The 22,288-nt window shown below is 37.8% G+C and carries 21 protein-coding genes and 1 pseudogene; 18 read left to right on the top strand and 4 right to left on the bottom strand.

Going from position 1 to position 22,288, the window contains the following annotated elements:
- Positions 1-7 precede the first annotated feature (7 nt).
- From MHH70_RS10970 to rsmI, 3 genes are read left to right on the top strand one after another with little or no spacing between them, the layout of a single operon-like run.
- Complete coding sequence (locus MHH70_RS10970) at positions 8-757, top strand: tRNA1(Val) (adenine(37)-N6)-methyltransferase (protein ID WP_066165656.1); 750 nt, start codon at positions 8-10, stop codon at positions 755-757.
- On the top strand, positions 741-1,019 hold the full coding sequence (locus tag MHH70_RS10965) for a GIY-YIG nuclease family protein (protein WP_107943681.1): 279 nt from the start codon (positions 741-743) through the stop codon (positions 1,017-1,019). Before MHH70_RS10970 ends, MHH70_RS10965 begins: the two co-directional genes overlap by 17 nt.
- Entirely contained in the window at positions 1,000-1,869 is an 870-nt protein-coding gene (gene rsmI / locus MHH70_RS10960; RefSeq protein WP_107943682.1) for a 16S rRNA (cytidine(1402)-2'-O)-methyltransferase, read from the top strand. The genes MHH70_RS10965 and rsmI overlap by 20 nt, the downstream gene beginning before the upstream one ends.
- 277 nt (positions 1,870-2,146) lie before the next feature.
- On the opposite strand, the gene MHH70_RS10955 is transcribed toward rsmI, so the two are convergent.
- Positions 2,147-2,425: an AbrB/MazE/SpoVT family DNA-binding domain-containing protein gene (locus MHH70_RS10955; protein ID WP_042479106.1), complete on the bottom strand. Its 279-nt coding sequence runs from the start codon at positions 2,423-2,425 to the stop codon at positions 2,147-2,149.
- Between the two features lie 411 nt (positions 2,426-2,836).
- On the opposite strand from MHH70_RS10955, the gene metG reads away from it, so the two are divergent.
- The 13 genes from metG (at position 2,837) to MHH70_RS10890 (ending at position 16,416) form a co-directional block, all read left to right on the top strand.
- Positions 2,837-4,795: a methionine--tRNA ligase gene (gene metG / locus MHH70_RS10950; protein ID WP_107943683.1), complete on the top strand. Its 1,959-nt coding sequence runs from the start codon at positions 2,837-2,839 to the stop codon at positions 4,793-4,795.
- Between the two features lie 250 nt (positions 4,796-5,045).
- A complete protein-coding gene (locus tag MHH70_RS10945; protein ID WP_342471502.1) occupies positions 5,046-5,822 on the top strand; it encodes a TatD family hydrolase in 777 nt (258 codons plus the stop codon).
- Between the two features lie 133 nt (positions 5,823-5,955).
- Positions 5,956-7,161 carry a ubiquitin-like domain-containing protein gene (locus MHH70_RS10940; protein WP_342471501.1) on the top strand — a complete coding sequence of 402 codons (1,206 nt, stop codon included), beginning with the start codon at positions 5,956-5,958 and terminating at the stop codon, positions 7,159-7,161.
- 658 nt (positions 7,162-7,819) lie between these two features.
- A complete protein-coding gene (gene rnmV / locus MHH70_RS10935) occupies positions 7,820-8,383 on the top strand; it encodes a ribonuclease M5 (protein ID WP_066165638.1) in 564 nt (187 codons plus the stop codon).
- A complete protein-coding gene (gene rsmA, locus MHH70_RS10930; RefSeq protein WP_066165634.1) occupies positions 8,376-9,263 on the top strand; it encodes a 16S rRNA (adenine(1518)-N(6)/adenine(1519)-N(6))-dimethyltransferase RsmA in 888 nt (295 codons plus the stop codon). Before rnmV ends, rsmA begins: the two co-directional genes overlap by 8 nt.
- 146 nt (positions 9,264-9,409) lie before the next feature.
- On the top strand, positions 9,410-9,667 hold the full coding sequence (locus tag MHH70_RS10925) for a Veg family protein (protein ID WP_066165631.1): 258 nt from the start codon (positions 9,410-9,412) through the stop codon (positions 9,665-9,667).
- 342 nt (positions 9,668-10,009) lie between these two features.
- Positions 10,010-10,198 (top strand): small, acid-soluble spore protein, alpha/beta type, encoded by a 189-nt coding sequence (locus MHH70_RS10920; RefSeq protein ID WP_066165629.1) that lies wholly within the window; start codon positions 10,010-10,012, stop codon positions 10,196-10,198.
- A gap of 634 nt (positions 10,199-10,832) precedes the next feature.
- Positions 10,833-11,699 (top strand): 4-(cytidine 5'-diphospho)-2-C-methyl-D-erythritol kinase, encoded by an 867-nt coding sequence (gene ispE / locus MHH70_RS10915; protein WP_066165626.1) that lies wholly within the window; start codon positions 10,833-10,835, stop codon positions 11,697-11,699.
- 105 nt (positions 11,700-11,804) lie between these two features.
- Positions 11,805-12,632, top strand: coding sequence for a pur operon repressor (gene purR, locus MHH70_RS10910; protein ID WP_066165623.1), 828 nt, complete (start codon positions 11,805-11,807; stop codon positions 12,630-12,632).
- Positions 12,633-13,007 carry a RidA family protein gene (locus MHH70_RS10905; protein ID WP_066165620.1) on the top strand — a complete coding sequence of 125 codons (375 nt, stop codon included), beginning with the start codon at positions 12,633-12,635 and terminating at the stop codon, positions 13,005-13,007. It abuts the gene before it with no gap.
- A 267-nt stretch (positions 13,008-13,274) separates the two neighbouring features.
- Positions 13,275-13,565, top strand: a complete 291-nt coding sequence (gene spoVG / locus MHH70_RS10900) for a septation regulator SpoVG (RefSeq protein WP_066165617.1) — start codon at positions 13,275-13,277, stop codon at positions 13,563-13,565.
- Between the two features lie 506 nt (positions 13,566-14,071).
- Complete coding sequence (gene glmU / locus MHH70_RS10895; RefSeq protein ID WP_107943686.1) at positions 14,072-15,436, top strand: bifunctional UDP-N-acetylglucosamine diphosphorylase/glucosamine-1-phosphate N-acetyltransferase GlmU; 1,365 nt, start codon at positions 14,072-14,074, stop codon at positions 15,434-15,436.
- Between the two features lie 20 nt (positions 15,437-15,456).
- Entirely contained in the window at positions 15,457-16,416 is a 960-nt protein-coding gene (locus tag MHH70_RS10890; RefSeq protein ID WP_066165611.1) for a ribose-phosphate diphosphokinase, read from the top strand.
- A gap of 119 nt (positions 16,417-16,535) precedes the next feature.
- Here the strand turns inward: MHH70_RS10890 and MHH70_RS10885 are convergent.
- From MHH70_RS10885 to MHH70_RS10875, 3 genes and pseudogenes are all read right to left on the bottom strand, one after another.
- A pseudogene (locus MHH70_RS10885) lies at positions 16,536-18,104 on the bottom strand (IS1182 family transposase).
- Positions 18,105-18,344: 240 nt separating this feature from the next.
- The gene (locus tag MHH70_RS10880) at positions 18,345-18,569 is read right to left on the bottom strand and encodes a hypothetical protein (protein ID WP_342471500.1); all 225 of its coding nucleotides are present in this window, start codon (positions 18,567-18,569) and stop codon (positions 18,345-18,347) included.
- Positions 18,570-18,708: 139 nt separating this feature from the next.
- On the bottom strand, positions 18,709-19,191 hold the full coding sequence (locus MHH70_RS10875) for a protein rep (protein WP_342471499.1): 483 nt from the start codon (positions 19,189-19,191) through the stop codon (positions 18,709-18,711).
- Between the two features lie 316 nt (positions 19,192-19,507).
- Here MHH70_RS10875 and MHH70_RS10870 point away from each other — a divergent pair, with 316 nt between their 5' ends.
- Both MHH70_RS10870 and MHH70_RS10865 read left to right on the top strand, forming a co-directional pair.
- Positions 19,508-20,785 (top strand): RNA-binding domain-containing protein, encoded by a 1,278-nt coding sequence (locus MHH70_RS10870; RefSeq protein ID WP_342471498.1) that lies wholly within the window; start codon positions 19,508-19,510, stop codon positions 20,783-20,785.
- A 238-nt stretch (positions 20,786-21,023) separates the two neighbouring features.
- Positions 21,024-22,238, top strand: coding sequence for an MFS transporter (locus tag MHH70_RS10865; RefSeq protein WP_066165600.1), 1,215 nt, complete (start codon positions 21,024-21,026; stop codon positions 22,236-22,238).
- Positions 22,239-22,288 lie beyond the last annotated feature (50 nt).

Here is a 22,288-nt window from a genome sequence, read left to right as displayed (position 1 = left end):
ATTAGAAATGGAACAGTGGCTACGAGATGATGAGCGTTTAGATTATTTATTAGCAGAGGATTTACGTATCATTCAAAGCCCCTCTGTATTTTCGTTTTCTTTAGACGCTGTATTGTTATCACGTTTTGTGAATGTCCCAAAAAACAAAGGACATATTGTTGATTTATGCTCAGGTAATGGGGCTATTCCATTATTTTTAAGTGCACGAACAAAGGCACAGATTACAGGAGTAGAGTTGCAGCCTAGATTATACGATATGGCTTGTCGGAGTGTTGATTATAATGGACTTAACCAGCAGATTACAATGACGTTGGGGGATGTAAAGGAAGCTGCTAATCAATTAGGTGTTGAAAAATATGATGCAGTAACATGTAATCCTCCATATTTTTTAGCACATGAGATGAGCGACAAAAATATAAGTGAGCATCATGCAATTGCACGTCACGAAATTCACTTAACATTAGAGGAAGCTGTCATTGCTGCAAGTCGTTTGTTAAAGCAAGGCGGGAAAGCCGCTTTTGTACATCGACCAGGTCGTTTGCTTGATATTATTACAGCTATGAGAGCACATCGGTTAGAACCAAAGCGCATTCGCCTCGTTTATCCGAAAGCTGGCAAGGAAGCGAATACACTATTAATAGAAGGAATTAAAGATGGTAAACCAGACTTAAAAATCTTACCACCCCTTTATGTGTATGATGATGATAACAACTATACAGCAGAAGTGAGTGAACTTTTATATGGAGAGCGTGGCTAAGCATTATTTTTATGTTTTACAATGTAAGGACGGGTCTTTATATGCGGGTTATACGAATAATTTAGAACGGCGGGTTGCTGTCCATAATGCTGGTAAAGGTGCAAAATATACGAGAGCAAGATTACCTGTCACATGCGTCTATTTTGAGGAATTCACTACGAAACGGGAGGCAATGCAGCAAGAATATGCATTTAAACAGCTAACACGTGAAAAAAAGGAAGATTACATAGGGAGGAATGAGCATGAAATCACAAAAAAGTAGCCAGCATGAAGCCAGTGCTTGCCTCTATTTGGTCGCGACACCAATCGGCAATTTAGAGGATATAACGATGCGTGCATTACGTATATTAAAAGAGGTTGATATTATTGCTGCTGAAGATACGCGTAATACGAAAAAACTTTGTCATTATTTCGATATTACAACACCACTCGTCAGCTATCATGAACATAATATAGAAGCGGGTGGAGAAAAGCTTTTGCACTATTTGCGTGAAGGGAAATCCGTTGCACTTGTTAGCGATGCGGGATTACCCTGTATTTCAGACCCCGGTGCAGATATTGCCATGAAGGCAATCGCAGAGGATTTTGCTGTTGTGCCGTTACCTGGAGCGAATGCTGCATTGACGGCATTAATTGCTTCAGGTATTACAGCACAGCCGTTTTATTTTTTTGGTTTTCTAAATCGACATAAAAAGGAGCGCCGCTTACAGCTTGAAAGCTTAAAAAAGCGCCAAGAAACAATTATTTTTTATGAAGCGCCGCATCGCTTAAAAGATACTTTGAAGGATATTGAGCTTGTAATCGGCAATCGTCAAATTACATTAGCCCGTGAATTAACAAAGAAATTTGAAGAGTTTTTGCGCGGTAATGTGAATGAGGCAGTAGAGTGGGCGATGAACAGTGAAATTCGGGGAGAATTTTGCGTTGTGCTGGAAGGTAACCAAGAGGTCCCATCAGAGGATGAGCAAGCATTTTGGACAAACATGACAATTGAAGAGCATGTAGAATATATAATTGAAGAAATGGATATATCTTCGAAGGATGCTATTAAAGAAGTTGCGAAACAACGCAATTTACCAAAGCGAGATGTATATCAGGCATATCATAAATGAACGAATGCTTAACATCCTGTTTGTGACGAGTAATCGCCGGAGCACATTATTTTTGTACTGAGAGCAGGGGGACAGGTACAGAGAGGGGAAATCCAAGAACTCGATATGTATAGGAACATCGCATTAGCTAGACTTGCGGAGGGTATCATAAATTTTGAGGGGATTCCCAAAAAATCCAGATTAGAGTTGGCCGAGGGGCATAATGGATATTGTTAAAAAAGGCTGTCTGATAAGTGGCGTATAGGAGCACACTTATCAGACAGCCTTTTCTATAATTTTATTTTTTTAAGCCTGCTTCGATTTCTTTAATTAATAATTCAGCACCTTCTGGGCTTAAAATTAATTTACCACCTACAAGACGTAGGTTATCGTCAGATACTTCACCAGTTACAGCACATGTCATATTTGGCATGTATTTCTTTAAGATGATTTTGTCGTCATCTACATAAATTTCTAAAGCATCTTTTTCAGCAATACCTAATGTGCGGCGTAATTCAATCGGAATTACTACACGTCCTAATTCATCGACTTTACGAACAATACCAGTTGATTTCATAATATAATTCCTCCTTAAAATAAATTGTATAACAATTCTACAAAATTCGACATGAATTGCTTGTCTACCATGAATCATACCAAGTAATTACATAATCGTCAATAAATTAGTTTGAAAAAAAAGTTACTTTATAAATGATTTGTTAAAAAGTAAGTTAAAATGGCGGTTTATTGAGAGAAATTAGGATATAATAAGAAAAAGCATCTATTTATTTATCGGCGTTATTCTACAAAATTCGACATATTTTGTCGAATTATTTAACTTCTTTCAATGGACGTCCCGGATTTCGAGGGAATTTCCTTGTTAGAAAAAACTGACACCCTGTTAAGGCTGTAATATTCTATCATTGAAACGAAATTCGTACTTCGATAGAATAGATATTATATTGCAAAGTAATTGGAGGCACTTTACGTGAACGAAAAACAGACATTTTATATAACAACCCCTATCTATTATCCGAGTGGAAAATTCCATATTGGTACAGCGTATACGACAGTTGCATCAGATACGATGGCACGTTATAAACGACTGCGCGGCTATGATGTACGTCTTTTAACAGGTATGGACGAGCATGGACAGAAAATTCAAGAGAAGGCAGCGGAGGCTGGCAAAAATCCACAAGATTATGTAAATGAAATTGCGGACGCAGCGAAAAAGCTGTGGGCGTTGATGGATATTTCATATGACGATTTCATTCAAACAACGCAGGAGCGCCATAAACAAAGCGTTGAAATCATCTTTAAAAAGTTTTTAGAGAATGGTGATATTTATAAAGGCGAGTATGAGGGCTTATATTGTGTGCCGTGTGAGTCATACTATACAGAAATGCAGCTTGTAGATGGTAAATGTCCTGATTGTGGACGTGATGTACAAACGGTAAAAGAGGAATCATATTTCTTTAATATGAAGAAATACGCGAGTCGACTATTGGAATACTATGAAAATAATGTAGAATTTATTGAGCCAGAATCACGTAAAAATGAAATGATTAATAACTTCATTAAACCGGGATTAGAGGATTTATCGGTTTCACGTACATCATTCGACTGGGGAATTAAAGTACCCGGTGATCCTAAGCATGTTATTTATGTATGGGTAGATGCACTTTCAAACTATATTACGGCATTAGGCTACGGCTCTGATAATGAGGAACTATTTAATAAGTATTGGCCAGCAGATGTCCATGTTGTAGGAAAGGACATTGTACGTTTCCATACAATTTATTGGCCAATTTTCTTAATGGCACTTGATTTGCCACTACCGAAAAAAGTATTTGCACATGGCTTTATTATGATGAAAGATGGAAAAATGTCGAAATCAAAAGGAAATGTCGTATATCCTGAAATGCTTGTAGAGCGTTATGGATTAGATGCAGCGCGCTACTTCTTATTGCGCGAGCTACCATTTGGATCGGATGGCGTATTTTCTCCAGAATCATTTGTAGAGCGTACAAACTTTGATTTAGCGAATGATTTAGGGAACTTATTAAACCGAACTGTATCCATGATGAATAAATATTTTGATGGCATTATCCCGACTAATAATTTACAATCAACGGAGTTTGATGAAGCGCTAAAAGCACATGCAAACGAAACGCGTATTAAATATGAAGAAAGTATGGAGAAAATGCAATTTAGTGTCGTATTGGCAGAGTTATGGTCGCTTGTTTCTCGCACAAATAAGTATATTGATGAAACAGCTCCTTGGGTATTAGCGAAAGAGGAAGCAGATCGACCAAAATTGGCATCGGTTATGGCGAATTTAGCAGAAAGCTTGCGCCATATTGCGGTTATGCTACAGCCGTTTATGACACAAACGCCAGCACGCATTTTTGAGCAGCTAGGGTTAGATGATAAATTATTAGCATGGGATACAATTGAAACATTCGGCAATGTTATTGCGCCAAACGTTAAAGTGGCAGAAAAAGGAACACCTATTTTCCCGCGTTTGGAAAATGAAGTGGAAATTAATTATATTCGTGAGCAAATGCAAAGCTCAGTTCAAACACCACAGGAGCAACCAAAAAATCCGGAGGCTGGAGAGGTTGCAGAAATTTCTATTGATGACTTTATGAAGATTGATTTACGCGTTGCTACAGTGACTGCTTGTGAGCCTGTGCCAAAAGCAAATAAATTATTGAAGCTACAAGTTGATTTAGGATACGAAAAACGTCAAGTTGTTTCAGGCATTGCGGAGCATTATACACCTGAGCAGTTGGTAGGTCAAAAGGTGATTGTTGTCGCAAATTTAAAACCAGTGAAGCTACGCGGAGAATTGTCACAAGGGATGATTTTAGCCGGCTCGCATGATGGAGTGTTAACATTAGCTACAGTTGATTCAAAACTTGAAAACGGTGCAAAAGTAAAATAATGTATGAGGGGCCTGTTGGAAAAATTGTTTACCACAGGCTCTTTTTATTGAAAAGTAGAATATGGATTAAATTATATTAGCATAATTAAAAAATGCAAAAAAAGTATTAAAAGTAGTTATATAGGACTAAATAAAAATTCTATACACATATAATGTCATAAAAGATAAGGTTTTTGTAATATAAACGTAATAATTTTGAAAACTAAGAAATAATTCAATCCAATAAAATATACGTCAGGAGTAATGAAAGATGGTAACTTTTATAGACACACATGTACACTTAAATGCAGATCAATATGATGGGGATTTACAGCAAGTAATTGACCGTGCTCTAGCAGCAAAGGTTGAAAAAATGGTGGTTATTGGATTCGACCGCAAAACAATTGAACGGGCAATGACCTTAGTAGATAAATACGATTTTATTTATGCGGTCATTGGCTGGCATCCTGTTGATGCCATAGATTGCACAGAGAAGGATTTAGAATGGATTGAAGAGCTTGCAGCACATCCTAAAGTAGTTGGTATTGGTGAAACGGGACTTGATTATTATTGGGACAAGTCACCAAAGGATGTACAAGAGTTTTGGTTCCGTAAGCAAATTAAGCTAGCACAAAAATTAGATTTACCAATCATCATTCATAACCGCGATGCAACAGGAGATGTTGTTCGTATTTTGCGCGAAGAAAATGCTGCTACTGTTGGTGGCATTATGCACTGCTTTGGAGGCAGCGTGGAAACTGCGCGTGAATGTATCAATATGAATTTCATGATTAGCTTAGGAGGACCTGTGACATTCAAAAATGCGCGCCAGCCAAAGGAAGTCGCAAAGGAAATACCTTTAGAACATCTATTAATCGAAACAGACGCACCGTATTTAGCGCCGCACCCATACAGAGGGAAAAGAAATGAACCTTCTTATGTGCCATTGGTAGCTGAAGAAATAGCAAGACAAAAAGAGCTCCCTTTGGAAGAAGTTGCTAATGCAACGACGGCTAATGCAATACGTTTTTTAAAATTAGATGTTTAAATTGTGAATATGCCTCCAATACTGCGTTTAAAGCACTTTTTTTTAAGTGTTTTTTAGCGGATAAAAAACTTTATAGTTGACAGCATGAAATCAAGTCCGTATAATTCAGCGAGTATCAAGGAGGCGTATTTTCATGTCAAATAATTCCATGAAAAGCCAGTTCTTAGGATCATTGAGGAGCAAGGAAACAAGAACAAAAATATTATCGTTTGTCTTGTTTGCAGCTGTAATTTCATTCGTTCTTTTCCAAGGAACGAAATCACCTGTCATTATTATGGCGGATGGGGAAGAGCAAAAAGTAGCAACACACGCAAAAACGGTCGGCGAGCTTTTAGAGGCACGCGACATTAATGTATCACAATATGATAAAGTATCACCCTCATTAGATACCAAAATCGTTAGTGGAATGACGATTGAATGGGAACAGGCAAAAGAAGTAATCGTTTCAGTTGACGGAGAAGAGTCAAGTGTATGGACAACTGAAAAAATAGTGAAGAACATTTTGGAAGAAGCAAATATCGAAGTAACAGAGCACGATAAAATATCACAAAGCTTGACTACTGAAATAGAGGCAGATAACAAAATCGATATTCAAAAGGCGTTTCAGTTAACGCTTGTCGATGGTTTAGAAGAGAGACAAGTTTGGTCCACTTCGACTACGGTCGCTAACTTTTTAAAACAACAAGAAATTCAATTAGGTGAATTTGATCGTGTCGAGAATAAACTGGAGGACGTTATCACTCCAGCAGAGAAAATCGTAGTTGTTCGCGTAGAAAAAGTTACCGATGTAGTGGAAGAATCCGTTGATTTCGCAGTCGAAAAGAAAAACGATTCTTCATTGCTAAAAGGCAAAGAAAAAGTTGTAACAGAAGGTGTCGCGGGGAAAGTAGAGCGCACTTACGAAGTAGTAAAGGAAAATGGTAAAGTTGTCGAAAAAACATTGAAATCTGAAAATGTAACAAAGAAGCCGACAACAAAAGTTGTAGCCGTAGGGACAAAGGTTGTCACTGCGAGTGTTTCTCGTAGTAATTCAGCAGCACCTGCTGGCGGCACAGAGTTTTATGTAACAGCGACTGCATATACACCATACTGTAATGGCTGTTCTGGCATTTCGGCTGCAGGCATTAACCTGCGTAGCGACCCTGGATTAAAATTGATTGCTGTAGACCCACGTGTCATTCCTTTAGGAACAAAAGTATGGGTTGAAGGCTACGGCTATGCAATTGCTGGTGACACTGGCGGTGCAATTAAAGGCAATAAAATTGATATTCTTGTGCAAACAAAGCAACAAGCATATAGCTGGGGACGTAAGCAAGTACGTATTAAAGTATTAAATTAAATATATAGTTAATGAGCTAATTTTTTTGCTCATTTATTTCGTGCTGTTTAAATGACGCAAACTTCCAAAAAATGTGCTTTTGTAGTAGTTGTATTCAATGCTACTTCACACTGCACAAAAGAGCTGTCTCACTATGATTTTTCAGGCAGCTTCATTTCTACATGTTTAACTTCCTTCGGCAATGTTTTCTGCGACGAGTAACCGCGGAGCACATGTTTGTATCGAAAGTGAAGCGGACAGGTACGGCAGTCTCTTTTCTAGAAGTGGCGAGAGATAATGAATGCATTTGTAATTGATATACTAGCGAACGAAAACTAAAGCAATACCAAAATGTTCATAGGGGGTGTAGGGAAAATTTTGACTTTCCTTACACCCCTTTACTTCGCTATAAGAGCCACTATGTTTTCTCTATAGTAAGAAGTGTTTTCTGAAGAGTGTATTGGAGAAAATTATGATAAAATGGCTCTATCATTTACCCCACATTAACGGGCGTAAGATGCCCATTTCAAGAATTAAATGAAAATCGGCTTAAGGGTAGGTGGGAGATTAACTGCCTGTAAAAGCCCGATAGGTTCAACTAACAATCAGTGGGTGCTGAAGAAGAGCCACTGATTGAAGTTTCACTTTATCTAAATTCAGCAGAAAAGAGGAGCAGCTTTTGGATATAAAAGAAATTATCGTTGTAGAAGGTAAGGATGATACAACAGCGATTAAACGAGCTGTCGGTGCGGACACAATTGAAACGAATGGCTCAGCCATCAACGAGGAAATATTGTGTCGCATTGAGCATGCAAACGAGAAGCGTGGGGTCATTGTATTTACAGACCCAGACTATCCAGGACGCCGTATACGTGCAATTATTGAGGAGCGTATACCGAATGTAAAGCATGCATTTTTAGCGAAAAATAAAACAATTGCTAAAAATGGTAAAGGTCTTGGCATCGAGCATGCCAGTGATGCAGATATTCGTCAAGCACTTGAGGATGTTTATACACCGAATGAGCAAACGAATATGGAGGAAATAACCCTTGAGGATTTAATGCTAGCGCACCTTATCGGACATCCACAATCAAAGCCACGTCGCAATCGACTAGGAGAAATATTAAATATTGGTATGACAAATGGTAAGCAGTTGCATAAGCGCTTGAAAATGTTTCAAATTACACCGGCACAATTTGCCCAAGCAATTGCACAGTTAGATCAGGAGGAACAAAATGCATAAAGATATTGCAACACCTATTCGCACGAAAGAAATTTTGGAAAAGTACGGATTTTCATTTAAGAAAAGCTTGGGTCAAAACTTTTTAATTGATCCAAATATTTTGCGAAATATTGTAAGTCATGCAAAGCTAACAGAAAACAGCGGTGCAATTGAGGTCGGTCCGGGAATCGGTGCTTTAACCGAGCATTTGGCACGCGAGGCTAAAAAAGTTGTGTCGTTTGAAATTGACCAGCGCTTATTGCCAGTGCTAGAAGATACGTTAAGTCCCTATGACAATGTTACAATTGTTCATTCAGATATTTTAAAGGCGGATGTAGCACAAGTAATCGCAAAGGAAATGCCTGATGTTCAGGATATTATGGTTGTTGCCAACTTGCCATATTATGTGACGACACCAATTTTATTAAAGCTTCTACATGACAAACTACCGATTCGTGGTTTTGTTGTTATGATGCAAAAGGAAGTGGCGGATCGCATTACTGCAAAGCCTGGCACGAAGGAATACGGTTCACTTTCTATTGCGATTCAATATTTTGTGACAGCCGAAGTAGCAATGATTGTACCGAAAACGGTGTTTATGCCACAGCCAAATGTCGAATCAGCAGTTATTCGATTAATTAAGCATGATAAGCCACCAGTAGCGGTTATTGATGAAGAATTTTTATTTGAGGTGACACGTGCATCATTTGTGCAACGTCGTAAAACAATTTTGAATAATTTGCAGGCTGGACTGCCAAATGGTAAGCAAAAGAAAGAAGATATTTTAGCGGCATTAATAAAATGCGAAATTGAGCCAACACGTCGTGGAGAAACTTTAACAATTCAAGAATTCGGTAAATTAGCGGATGCACTTTATCCAAATTTCGCAAAACGCCAATAATTTGGCTAACTTAAGACAAGAATTAAAAAAAATATTTTTTTTATAAGAAAAAAGTTGACTAAAATTATTGTATGGTGATAAAATATATATCTTTTGACATTGTTTATAAAACGTGATACACTAATAAATAGTGAGGTGTATGCGAAATGCCAAAAACAATTGCCAATATTAAAAAGGCTCTAGATGGTCATTTAGGCAAGCGTTTGCAAATAAAAGCAAACGGTAGCCGCAAAAAAACGGTTGAATGTGCAGGTATATTAAGTGAAACACATCGCGCAGTATTCGTAGTAGAGCTCGATGAAAAAGATAATGCGTGTAAACGCGTTTCTTACAGCTACACAGATATTTTAACAGAATCAGTAGAAATTACATTTTTAGATGATGCAATAGCAGTTGGTAAATAATTACCGATACTTTTTAACGGGTTTCCAAAAGAAGTCTCCTATTCTCAAGGAACATGAGTGAATTGGCGATAGCCGAAGCCCACGCTATAATATAGAAACAAAAACTCTTGGAACAAGAGGGTTTGCTCGGGCACTTATCGTTGGTTAGTAACAGCAACGATAAATCGAGAACCCCCCACTTTAATTAGACTTGTAAGGTCAAATAAGTGGAGGGTAGTTCACTATGTAAAAGGACACTCAAATTTTTGAGTGTTTTTTTGTTTTATGAATTAGCTGTATAAAGAAAATGAATTTAAGCATACTAATGAAGCCAACTGAACTTTAGAAAGGGAGGTCATCTGCATGGCACGAAAAGGCATCATGTCGAATCGTCTGAAGGAAGAGATTGCAAAAGAACTTGGATTTTATGATGTAGTAGAACGTGAAGGCTGGGGTGGTATTACTACCCGTGATGCAGGGAATATGGTTAAACATGCGATTGAGAAAGCAGAAAAGCTTCTTGCTGAGCAACAAGCTACAGACACAAAGTAGCGATAGTTTTAACTTAAGTAAACCGATCATATAGGAAAGTTGGCAAAGGAAAGAGGAGCGTCCAAAAAGCCGTGCAGTTGCCGGCATTTTGGGCGCTTTTGTTGGTGTTACTTCAAAAAGCTCACTCAGCTAGAGTGGCAAGAAGGTTCTTTGAAAAGATGAAAAACAAAAATTAGGGGATATTCTTCTGAATGAAAATGAATAACGGAAAATCAAGTTTTTATTGTTTAAGCAAGGCGGACTGCCTTTTCATACAATCCTGTTTTTTGTTTAAAAATGTGATTCCTTAAAAAAACAAGGCTGAAAACAGTGAAACTAGCACCTTTATTTGAATTAAAGATGAAAGAGTAAAAAATCAATTTTATCCCGCATCAATGGGCAGTAAGCATCTCACTTCAAGACTTAAGTTAAAATCGGCTTAAAGATAAGTGGGAGATTAACTGCCTGTAAAAGCCCGATAGATTCAACTAACAATCAGTGGAGAATGAGGAAACCTCCACTGCTTGAAGTTTTACTTTATTGGGTAGTAATTTTTTTATTTTCGAACTATTCCTATTTCGTGTTCCGTACAATGAATATGATAAAATATAAATACTTATTATATGAGAGAGCTCTATTAGGGAGGGATTCAAACATGCTTTATGTTAAAGCGCCAGCTAAAATTAACTTAACTCTAGATGTACTATATAAAAGACCTGATCATTATCATGAGGTTGATATGATTATGACAACGATTGATTTATCAGATAGAATCGGTCTAGAAATACGTCAAGATGGCTTAATAAAGATTACCTCAGCAAATCGTTTTGTACCGAATGATGAGCGTAATTTTGCTTATCAAGCGGCGAAGCTACTTAAAGATACATATAAGATTAAAGAAGGTGTATCAATTACGATTGATAAGGAAATTCCTATCGCGGCAGGCTTAGCGGGAGGCAGTAGCGACGCCGCAGCAACACTTCGAGGATTAAATGAGCTCTGGAGCTTAAATTTAACAATAGATGAGTTAGCGGAGCTTGGCGCACAAATTGGCTCGGATGTGCCGTTCTGCGTATTTGGAGGAACCGCTCGTGCAACAGGACGTGGGGAAAAAATTGAGGAGCTGCCAGCACCACCGAATTGCTGGATTGTGTTAGCTAAACCTAAGATTGGCGTCTCAACTGCAGATGTCTATGGAGGTTTAAAATTAGATGATGTAGAGCATCCGAATACAGCAAGGGCAATAAAAGCGATTGATAGGAAAGATTATGCAGCATTATGCGCATCTCTTAGTAATGTATTAGAAAGTGTGACGCTAAAGCTCCATCCTGAAGTTGCGATGATTAAGGAGCATATGCAGCGCCTAGGCGCTGATGCAGTGCTTATGAGTGGTAGTGGGCCGACTGTTTTTGGATTAGTAGATAATGAGGCACGTACAGCAAGAATATATAATGGGTTACGAGGTTTTTGTGACGAGGTGTACACAGTTCGTTTACTTGGTGAGAGGAATCCACTTGCGTAAATGCGTACATTTATGTTAACTTACGTATAAAATATTCGTGTTAACTTTCTCTAGTCAGCTTGAAAAAAGCTAGCTAGAGTGTAATTGATAGGAGAGGGACATACTATGAAATGGAAGCGTAGTGAACGACTTGTTGATATGACATATTACCTGCTTGAGCATCCGCATCAATTAATCCCCCTCACTTACTTTTCGGATTTGTATCAGTCGGCCAAGTCCTCCATTAGTGAGGATTTAACGATTGTAAAGGAAACGTTTGAGGAGAAGGGTATCGGACTCTTAATAACAGTTCCTGGCGCAGCGGGCGGGGTAAAATATATTCCGAAAATGTCTGAGCAGGAAGTGAAGGAGATTACTCAGGAGTTGATTACTCAATTGGGGCAATCAGATCGATTATTGCCAGGCGGCTATTTGTTTATGACGGATTTACTTGGTAATCCAGATTTTATGAATCGCATTGGTAAGGTATTTGCGAGCGCCTTTGCAGGGCAACAAATCGATGTTATTATGACAGTAGCAACAAAGGGTATTTCTATAGCACATGCAATAGCACGCCATTTGAATGTGCCTGTTGTTGTCGTTCGTCGAGATAGCAAAGTAACTGAAGGCTCAACAGTGAGCATTAATTATGTATCAGGCTCTTCGCGTCGTATTCAAACGATGGTTTTATCTAAACGTAGCATGAGAAGTGGACAACGTGTGCTAATTACCGATGATTTTATGAAGGTAGGCGGTACAGTTAATGGAATGAAAAGCTTGCTAGAGGAATTCGAATGTGAACTAGCAGGTATCGCTGTATTAGTTGAAGCAGAGCATGCGGATGAAAGATTAGTGGATGATTACTATTCTTTAGTTAAACTTCATGAAGTAAATGAGAAGGATCGTATTATTGAACTTAGCGAGGGCAATTATTTTCAAAAGGGGAGATTCTAAATGAAGGCAGTATCAACAACAAAAGCACCAGCAGCAATTGGACCATATGCGCAAGGCATGATTGTCAACAATATGTTTTATTCATCAGGTCAGATTCCATTAACAGCTTCAGGGGAACTTGTAGATGGTGATATCGTTGAGCAAACGAATCAAGTATTCGAAAATTTAAAAGCCGTTCTTGCAGCAGCAGGCTCTTCACTAGACCAAGTGGTGAAAACAACAGTATTTATTAAAGATATGGATGAGTTTGGAGCATTGAATGAAGCATATGCTGCTCATTTTGGAGAGCATAAGCCAGCACGCTCAACAGTTGAGGTAGCTCGCCTACCACGCGATGTAAAGGTAGAAATTGAAGTAATCGCATTAGTGAAATAAGCGAATGAATTAGGGTTGTTCGAAAGCAGGCTAGTATGCAGCTTTTGGACAACTCTTTTTTTAAGACTTTAATAAAATATTAACTATTAGGAAGATAAAAAAACATCGTTTAGTGCGTTTTTCGCTCACTTATTACAAAATTTAAGAATAAATTTTTATAATATTTGAACTATTTTAAAAATTTAGTAATATTAAAGGAGGAATTAATATTCTATGAGAAGAATATTATATTTCAACATAGGCATCTTAGATTGAGGGGGTGAAAGAATGGAAGTAACAGATGTAAGATTGCGACGTGTACAATTAGAAGGGCGTATGCGTGCTATCGCTTCCATCACACTAGACGATGAATTTGTTGTACATGATATTCGCGTAATAGATGGCAATACAGGTCTATTTGTAGCAATGCCAAGCAAGCGTACTCCAGATGGCGAGTTCCGTGATATTGCACATCCAATTAAATCGACTACGCGCAACAAAATTCAAGAAAGCGTATTAGCTGCATATCATGCGTCAAGTGAGGATGAAGAGCTAGAGTTAGAACAGGCAAATGCATAGAAGGCTAGATAAACAAAAATAGTCGGGCTGTGAGGAAGTTAAAACTTCTTTACAGCCTTCTTATTTTTATCAAAAAGTACATGGTTGAGATTAGCTAAAAGAAATGACAACAAAAAGCTGATTTTTTTCCTATTGAATATAAAGTGAAACTTCAATCAGTGGAGGTTTTCCTCATCCTCCATTGGTTGTTAGTTGAATCAATCAGGCTTTTACGGGCAGTTGATTTCCCACTTACACTTAGCATATTTTCACTTAATTCTTGAAGTGGGAATCTTACAGCCCTTTAATGCGGGATAAAATTAAAGAGAAAGGCTTTAAATTCAATGTTTACAACTCCAAACGGTCATATTTTAATGAAAAACAAATGAAATGCCCAAAAATTGGTACGTTATCATGTTTTTTAGACATCCCAATGTCATAGTTTTGTCAAGTCACAATACCTTGAAAAACACGGTGATTTACTATATAGTCAAGTATGAGACTTAGAGTTAAACTGGGGGACTTATATGACAAATATTTTTGCAATCGTTTTGGCTGCAGGTCAAGGAACACGTATGAAGTCCAAATTATATAAAGTACTACATCCTGTTTGTGGAAAACCAATGGTAGAGCATGTCATCAATCATATTGAAACACTAGATGTAAATCGTATCGTGACAGTGGTTGGTCATGGTGCTGATAAGGTACAAGAGCAATTAGGCGATAAAAGTGAATACGTGCTACAGGCTGAGCAACTAGGGACGGCACATGCGGTTCAGCAAGCAGAGGGCATTTTAGGTGACCTTGAAGGGATAACGCTTGTTGTATGTGGTGATACGCCGTTAATTAGACCAGAAACGATGAAAGCATTAGTTGATTTCCATCGTGAGCAAAATGCTAAGGCTACAATTTTGACAGCGATTGCAGAGGACCCAACAGGTTACGGTCGCATTATTCGTAACGAGGGCGGGCAAGTAGCGCAAATTGTAGAGCATAAGGATGCGACACCAGAGCAGCACTCTGTTAAAGAAATTAATACAGGTACGTATTGCTTTGATAATAAGCTATTATTTGAAGCATTAAAGCTTGTAAACAATAATAATGCGCAAGGTGAATATTATTTACCTGATGTGATTGAAATTTTACAAAAGCAAGAGGAAATCGTATCTGCTTATGTGACGAAGGATTTCAATGAAACGCTAGGTATTAACGATCGCTTCGCTTTATCACAGGCGGAGGATTTGATGCGCGCACGTATCAATGAACGTCATATGCGCAATGGTGTAACAATCATTAATCCTGCCACGACACATATTAGCGTGGATGCAATTATCGGTAGTGACACAGTAATCCTACCAGGTACGATGATTGAAGGAAAAACAATTATAGGTGCGGATTGTGAAATTGGTCCCAATAGCCATATTATAGACAGTCAAATTGGTAACGACACGTCTATTCATAGCTCTGTTGTAAAAAGTAGTGCAATTGGTGATGCGGTAGCGATTGGTCCATTCGCACATATTCGACCTGAGTCCACACTCGGTAATCATGTGAAAATTGGCAACTTTGTTGAAGTGAAGAAAAGCCAAATAAATGAAGATTCTAAAGTATCACATTTAAGCTATATCGGCGATGCCGAAATCGGCAAAAATGTGAATATTGGTTGTGGCTCCATTACTGTCAATTATGATGGTAAAAATAAGCATAAAACAATTATTGAAGACAATGTATTCGTAGGATGTAACACGAATTTAGTTGCACCGGTAACTGTGCGTAAAAATGCATTTATCGCCGCAGGCTCTACGATTACGAAAGAGGTTCCTGAGGATGCACTAGCAATCGCACGTGCAAGACAGGAAAATAAATTAGGCTATATGAATAAATTAAAATAATATAAATTCAGGAGGGCATCATGCCATATCATTACGCTGACTCAAAACTAAAACTTTTCTCACTAAATTCAAATAACCCACTTGCACAGGAAATTGCACAAGAAATGGGCATAGATTTAGGTAAATCATCTGTAAAACATTTCAGTGATGGAGAAATTCAAATTAGCATTGAAGAAAGTATTCGTGGTTGCGATGTATTCATTGTGCAGTCAACTTCCGCACCTGTAAATGAGCATTTAATGGAGCTTTTAATTATGATTGACGCAGTGAAGCGCGCTTCTGCTCGTACTGTCAATGTTGTAATCCCTTACTATGGCTATGCTCGACAAGACCGTAAAGCAAAAGCTCGTGAGCCAATTACAGCAAAATTAGTGGCGAACCTATTAGAAACTGCTGGTGCAACACGTGTAATTGTATTAGATTTACATGCACCACAAATTCAAGGCTTCTTCGATATTTTAATTGACCACTTAGTGGCAGTACCGATTCTTGCTGATTACTTCGGTTCAAAAGGCTTTAACCAAGAGGATTTAGTAATCGTTTCTCCTGACCATGGTGGTGTAACACGAGCACGTAAAATGGCAGAGCGCTTAAAGGCACCGATTGCCATTATCGACAAACGCCGTCCAAAGCCAAATGTTGCTGAAGTAATGAATATCGTAGGTAATGTTGAAGGTAAAATTTGTATTTTAATTGATGATATTATTGATACAGCAGGTACAATTACAATTGGGGCTAATGCATTGATTGAGTCAGGCGCGAAAGAAGTATATGCTTGTTGTTCACACCCAGTACTATCTGGACCAGCAATTGAGCGTATTGAAAACTCAGCAATTAAAGAGCTGGTTGTCACAAATACAATTCAATTACAAGAAGAAAAGAAATCGCCAAAAATTAAAGAGCTTTCTGTTGCGAAATTAATGGCAGATGCAATCTCTCGTGTTTATGAAAATAAATCAGTAAGTACATTGTTTGATTAATGACTAAAAGCTGTAAAGGAAGAGGCTGGGACATAAATAGTTCTGGCCCACACAAAAAACGAAATGACGTCATGTCATTTCGTTTTTTGTGTGTAGCGAAGTGAAAATGGTGGTTTTCGTTACCCCCTTGCCACATATTTTCGGATGTTCACAGCCATCAAGGCAATGCCGATTTCATTTTCGACTTTCGATTCCCCACGAACCGAAAATCTCGTGAAACCTAAATTCGCTTTCAAAAATCCAAAAACTGGTTCTACATCTGTTTTGCGTTGATGATATAGATAGCCAGCTTTTTCTTCCGAAAGCTTCGTGCGTACATATTCTTTTTGTTGTTCCCAGCGCTCATTCACCGACAGTTTCCGATGCTTGCCTTCCTCCTCTTTCGTACAACTCGCACGAAGCGGACAACCCGTGCAGTTTTCACATTCATACACTTGGAACGTGCGCTCAAATCCATCTTTATCTTTTCTTTTAGACGTATAGCGGAAGGTTAACTTTTGCCCATTCGGACAAGTGTACGTATTTGTCTCTTTATCATACACCCAGTTACTCGTTTTGAACGGATCTTGTTTATACTTTTTGGTTTGTTCTTTTCGGAATTGATTATAGGTGATGAGTGCCTCACGCTCGTGATTCTCTAAAATATCCTTATAATTGGCTTCACTTCCATAACCAGCGTCTGCCACAATGTATTTTAGTAACTCAAAATAATCTGTTTCAATTCGATTTAAAAAAGGCGTCAATGTTTTCGTATCCGTTGGGTTTGGGTAGACACCATACGCCAATGTGTATTGTCCTTCTGTCGCGATTTGTACATTATAACCAGCTTTTAATTGGCCATTCTTCATATAATCGTCTTTCATTCGCATGAACATCGCATCTTTATCGGTCTTGGAATAGCTATTCCGTGTGCCGAAAACTTCAAAATCACGCGCATATTTTTCTTTTCGTGTGACCCAGTCAGTTACTTGTTTTATCAGCTGTTTCGGCGTTTTACGTGCGCTTCGTAATGCTTTTCGTTCTTCGACTTGAGTAGAAGCTTCGATCTTTTCCGTGTAATCGACCACCACTTCTTCTAACTTTTCCGCCATCTCCTTCAGCTCGGGAATCGATAATTGTTCTTCCGATTCACGCTCGATGGCTGGAATGATTTGCTGTTGTAGCAGTTCTTCATATAAACGATTCGATTTTTCAATGAGACTCGCCTCCTATTTTTCGATTGCACGTTTCCAAACAAACGTAAATTTATTCGCATCTGCTTCAATTTTTGTACCATCAATGAAGATTGCTTCTAAATCGATGAGTTTTTCTTCAACTAGTTGGCAACGGAATTGCACAAAACATTGGCGAATTAATTCCTGCATGACAGGATGAACACGGAAACGATTGATGGTGCGGTAACTTGGTTCGTAGCCTTGCGCGAGCCACATCATGCGCACGCTATCTTTCGTTAAGTCCTCGATCCGACGCCCTGAAAACGTCGATTGTGTGTAGCCACATAAAATAATTTTTAACATCATACGTGGATGATACGAGGGACAGCCTGTGTGTTGAATAAAAGGGCTAAACGCTTCAGTGGGAATACTTTCGACAAGCTCATGAATGACAAACGCAATATCATTTTTTTGTAATTTGATTTCTAAATCGAGCGGTAAAATTAATTGATTCATGTTATAATCTTTAAACATAAGGACACTTCTTTCGTTTAAAATTTGGTAGTAGGATACTTAAATTTTAACAGATAGGTGTCTTTTTTTGTATTCAAAATCAAAGCCCCTGAAATTTTACTGTTCGTAAAATTTCAGGGGCTTTTCAGTTAGAGGTTGGGTTTTGTCCCAGCCTCTTTGTTTATAAACCAAAAACACAATTACTATAACAAAACCTAGTTAAATTATTAATAATATGAACAAAAAACTTATACAGTACCACTAAATTTGACTGAGAAAAAGAAATAAAAAAAGAACAGTAATAAAGATCATACCAAATAGTGCTACTACTTTTGAATATCTAACTGCCGCTTCACTAACCTCATTTTGTTCTTTATACATCCATTTCCTTCCCCATAGAACAGAGTCTTTTGGATTTTTATATTGTCTAAATAATATGAAATATATGGGGATAAATAAAATAAAACAAAGAATAATAGTAATCATTTGTATCTCTCCCTTAACATAAGACATCTTACTAATGGATTCTAAAAAACAACTTTATGAAAAATTTACAATTACCACTTTCTTTAAATATACCATATTTATCATATTATTTTAATAATACAGATAAATACATCAACTATCATTCTGTTCTCTTGATAAAATAATTTTGTGCCTGCCAATTCCAGAAAGTAACAATAGAGTATGCTTTTTCTTCAACATCCGAATCCTCATCGTCCACTCGAATCAAATCGCCTTCATCAACATCATCTAAATTTAATTCCTTATGTACTACCTTCAACAAACCACCATAGGAAATCATACGCTTTCGGTATAAGCCTTCCTCCAAGTCCTTGACTACTTCCAAATCATTTTCTTGATTAATAGTTAAAGCCGCACCAAATGGACCTACTTTAACAGCTCCGCCCACAATCTGTTTAATTAAAGACCAGCTCAATAAATTACCTGCTTTTAGTGCGTTAATTATATCATCAGCAAAACCTAAAACTCCAAAGGTAACTAAATCTAGTTCTTTACTTTTTAATGCATCCGCATGACCTTGAAATCTTATGAAATTAGCAGTAGTTTTTGTAGTGTTTTTATAATAGGGATTTTGCCCAATCATAATAGCCTCTGCAGTTCCATCTGTAAATAATCTATATCTAACATCTGAAACATAAGAACCCCCATAAGATGCTGATTTTAAAGTGCAATTGAGGAACTATTAGAGTCCAAAGGTATTTTTTTCATCTATCGAGGTTACCTCTAACATGCCAGAAATCAATTCGGAAACAATAGTAGTTTCATTATTAAATAATAATTTTTCATTCCCTTCGATTTTATAAGCCTTGATGTTTATTATTTCAGCATTACTTATCAATTGATTAATCGATTATAATCGATTACTATTGATTTATAAAATAATCGATGGAGTGAGTGTAATGAATTTGAAAGAATCACTGACATTGGAATTTAAACGGGAATTAACGGATGCTATCAAGCGAGAAATCATTGCTTTTGCAAATACACAAGGTGGCGAACTTTACATTGGGGTCGATGATGATGGCACTATTATCGGTCTTGACAATGCTGATAAAGTGCTTGAATCTATTTCTAGTATGCTGCACGATGGTATTCAGCCAGACATTTTAGTGCACACTTTTTTAGAAATTATTGAGTTAGAGGATAAAGAAGTTGTAAAAATCAGCATTGCAAGGGGAGCTCGTCGCCCATATCATTTAAAAGCAAAGGGCATGAAACCATCCGGCGTCTTTATTCGATACGGTACTTCCGTTACAAATGCTTCCGAAGAAAACATCCGTCAAATGATTATTGAATCTGACGGGATAAATTATGAAACGATGCGAAGCATACAGCAAGAGCTGACATTTACAGAAGCTGGAGCTGTTTTTAATGAGCAAAACATAAAGTTCGGTCCAGAGCAAATGCGTACGCTTGGTCTTATAACAGACGATGGCTATTACACAAACTTAGGATTACTTTTCTCGGATCAATGTGAGCATACAATCAAATGTGCTCGTTATTTAGGAAACGATAAACTTGAATTCCAAGACCGCAAAGAATTTACTGGCTCTATTTTAGCCCAAGTAGAGGCAGCTTATGAATATTTATCGTTAAATAATGCAAAGCACGCATATTTCGAGGGGCTTAAACGAATTGAAACGGAAAGCTATCCGAGTTATGCATTACGTGAAGCGTTAATTAATGCGGTTACTCATCGCGATTATAGCTTTAGTGGTAGCATACTTATTCACCTATTCCAAGATCGATTGGAGCTTGTTTCTGTTGGTGGTCTAGTTAAAGGATTAACGCTAGAAGATATTGAATTAGGTATCTCACAAAGTCGTAACCCGAAACTAGCAAATGTCCTTTACCGATTAAAATGGATTGAAAGTTATGGCACAGGCTTACAGCGCATGAAAGAGAGTTATAGGGGGAGTGCTATTCAACCGTTTTGGACAGTTGGACCAAATGCATTCGTCGTCACACTTCCTAAAAACAACCTTTCTACTCCTACTGAAGATAATAAAATCTTATCTGACTGGTTAACACAAAATAAAGAATTTGCTTCCAAAGACCTTGAAAATTATTTAAATAAAAGTAAAGGTACAGTACGGAAAATTATTATGGAATTACTTCAGAGCGGACAAATTATACGCATTGGGCGAGGGCCGAAGACAAGGTATAAAGTGATTTAACATACTTGCAATAAAGTGAAACTTCCATCAGTGGGGGTTTTCCTCATCCCCACTGATTGTTAGTTGAACCAATCGGGCTTTTTCCAGCAGTTGATCTCCCGCTTATTCTTTAGCGTATTTTCACTTAAGTCTTGAAGTGGTAATCTCACAGCCTGTTAATGCGGGATAAACAAAAATAGTTGTATATGATGCTTTGTTCGCTATAATCAAATTAACAATAATAGAAAGTAGCGTTCAGATGAAAACATATAATGAAAAGATGAGCATTTATCATGGCATGGCTTCCACACTTGCTGCCAATACAACGGCAAATTATATTCCGATATTTTCGATGGCGATTTTAGGGGCGACGAATTATCAGGTCGGCTTAATTAGCTCTATTCCGCCTTTAGTCACATTGCTGATGACGATTCCAGCGGCAATTTTATTGAATAAGGCGGTAGAGCAAAAGAAGCTTGTTGCCTTTTCCGTACTGATTGCAAGGCTTATTTTTATGTCATTCATCTTTATCGCCTATATCCCGCAGGCAATTGCGTCATGGGCTTTATTAGCGTTGATTGCGTTAATGAGTATACCAAACACAATGGCGAATATGGGCTGGCAGGCATTAATCGGTAATATTATTGAGGATAGAAGGCGTGGTCAATTTTTTAGTGACCGCAATCGCCTGCTAACAATTGTAGGACTTATTTCGACATTAACTATTGGTATTATTATGCGAGAGGCTACGAATAGTACCTTTGCTTATCAGCTTTTATTTTCAATCGCTTTTTGCTTTGGCTTGTTAGAAGTGTACTTTTTGTTAAAGCATGAGGAAGGGGAGCCTGTACAGAAAAAGGAACGAAATAAGGCTATGAATTGGGGTATTTTCAAAGACTCTAATTATGTCCGTTTTTTATTTGTAGCTTTACTTTTTAATTTCGGCTGGCAAATTGCATGGGGGCTTTTCAATATTTATAATGTGCGCTATGCAGGGGCAACAATATTTTGGATTAGCATGTTTAGTGCGGCAAATATGCTAGCGCAAATTTTTTCCTTCCCATTATGGCGTAAATGGTCAGAGAAATACGGCAATATGCGTGTCTTCGTTTGGGTAGCCTTCGGTATGGCGGTAGCCCCATTCGCGATGTCACTATCGACAAATCTTGTCTATTTAACACTCGTATCTGTACAATCGGGTTTATTCGTCTCTGGTACAACATTAATTCTATTTAATTTATTGCTAGAAAATTCCCCAAAGGAAAATCGTACATATTGCATTACGAGCTATAATGTTTTATTAGCGATTATCGCCTTTATCGCACCGCAAATCGGTATTTGGATACTCGAAACATTTACAATGACAACTGCTATGAACATTAGCACCATTGTTCGACTAACAGCAGCATTTGGTTTCCTGTATGTATGGATGAAGAGTAGAAGACCAGTGAGCTATTCCAAAAGCCGTGCGTAGCCGGCTTTTGGATAGTAGCGATAATGTTTGATAAAATGTTGATGTAACTA

This window comes from Metasolibacillus sp. FSL H7-0170 (genome assembly GCF_038593115.1).
GTDB classification, from domain to species: Bacteria; Bacillota; Bacilli; order Bacillales_A; family Planococcaceae; genus Metasolibacillus; species Metasolibacillus fluoroglycofenilyticus.
Note: the sequence above shows the minus strand (reverse complement) of the source record. Positions and strands in the feature narration are given on the sequence as shown.

Coding starts and splice junctions, on each gene's coding strand:
- MHH70_RS10970 (WP_066165656.1), top strand. CDS start 8: ATGGAACAGTGGCTACGAGATGATGAGCGTTTAGATTATTTATTAGCA.
- MHH70_RS10965 (WP_107943681.1), top strand. CDS start 741: ATGGAGAGCGTGGCTAAGCATTATTTTTATGTTTTACAATGTAAGGAC.
- rsmI (WP_107943682.1), top strand. CDS start 1,000: ATGAAATCACAAAAAAGTAGCCAGCATGAAGCCAGTGCTTGCCTCTAT.
- MHH70_RS10955 (WP_042479106.1), bottom strand. CDS start 2,425: ATGAAATCAACTGGTATTGTTCGTAAAGTCGATGAATTAGGACGTGTA.
- MHH70_RS10945 (WP_342471502.1), top strand. CDS start 5,046: ATGGTAACTTTTATAGACACACATGTACACTTAAATGCAGATCAATAT.
- MHH70_RS10940 (WP_342471501.1), top strand. CDS start 5,956: ATGTCAAATAATTCCATGAAAAGCCAGTTCTTAGGATCATTGAGGAGC.
- rsmA (WP_066165634.1), top strand. CDS start 8,376: ATGCATAAAGATATTGCAACACCTATTCGCACGAAAGAAATTTTGGAA.
- MHH70_RS10925 (WP_066165631.1), top strand. CDS start 9,410: ATGCCAAAAACAATTGCCAATATTAAAAAGGCTCTAGATGGTCATTTA.
- MHH70_RS10920 (WP_066165629.1), top strand. CDS start 10,010: ATGGCACGAAAAGGCATCATGTCGAATCGTCTGAAGGAAGAGATTGCA.
- ispE (WP_066165626.1), top strand. CDS start 10,833: ATGCTTTATGTTAAAGCGCCAGCTAAAATTAACTTAACTCTAGATGTA.
- purR (WP_066165623.1), top strand. CDS start 11,805: ATGAAATGGAAGCGTAGTGAACGACTTGTTGATATGACATATTACCTG.
- MHH70_RS10905 (WP_066165620.1), top strand. CDS start 12,633: ATGAAGGCAGTATCAACAACAAAAGCACCAGCAGCAATTGGACCATAT.
- spoVG (WP_066165617.1), top strand. CDS start 13,275: ATGGAAGTAACAGATGTAAGATTGCGACGTGTACAATTAGAAGGGCGT.
- glmU (WP_107943686.1), top strand. CDS start 14,072: ATGACAAATATTTTTGCAATCGTTTTGGCTGCAGGTCAAGGAACACGT.
- MHH70_RS10890 (WP_066165611.1), top strand. CDS start 15,457: ATGCCATATCATTACGCTGACTCAAAACTAAAACTTTTCTCACTAAAT.
- MHH70_RS10880 (WP_342471500.1), bottom strand. CDS start 18,569: ATGATTACTATTATTCTTTGTTTTATTTTATTTATCCCCATATATTTC.
- MHH70_RS10875 (WP_342471499.1), bottom strand. CDS start 19,191: ATGATTGGGCAAAATCCCTATTATAAAAACACTACAAAAACTACTGCT.
- MHH70_RS10870 (WP_342471498.1), top strand. CDS start 19,508: ATGAATTTGAAAGAATCACTGACATTGGAATTTAAACGGGAATTAACG.
- MHH70_RS10865 (WP_066165600.1), top strand. CDS start 21,024: ATGAAAACATATAATGAAAAGATGAGCATTTATCATGGCATGGCTTCC.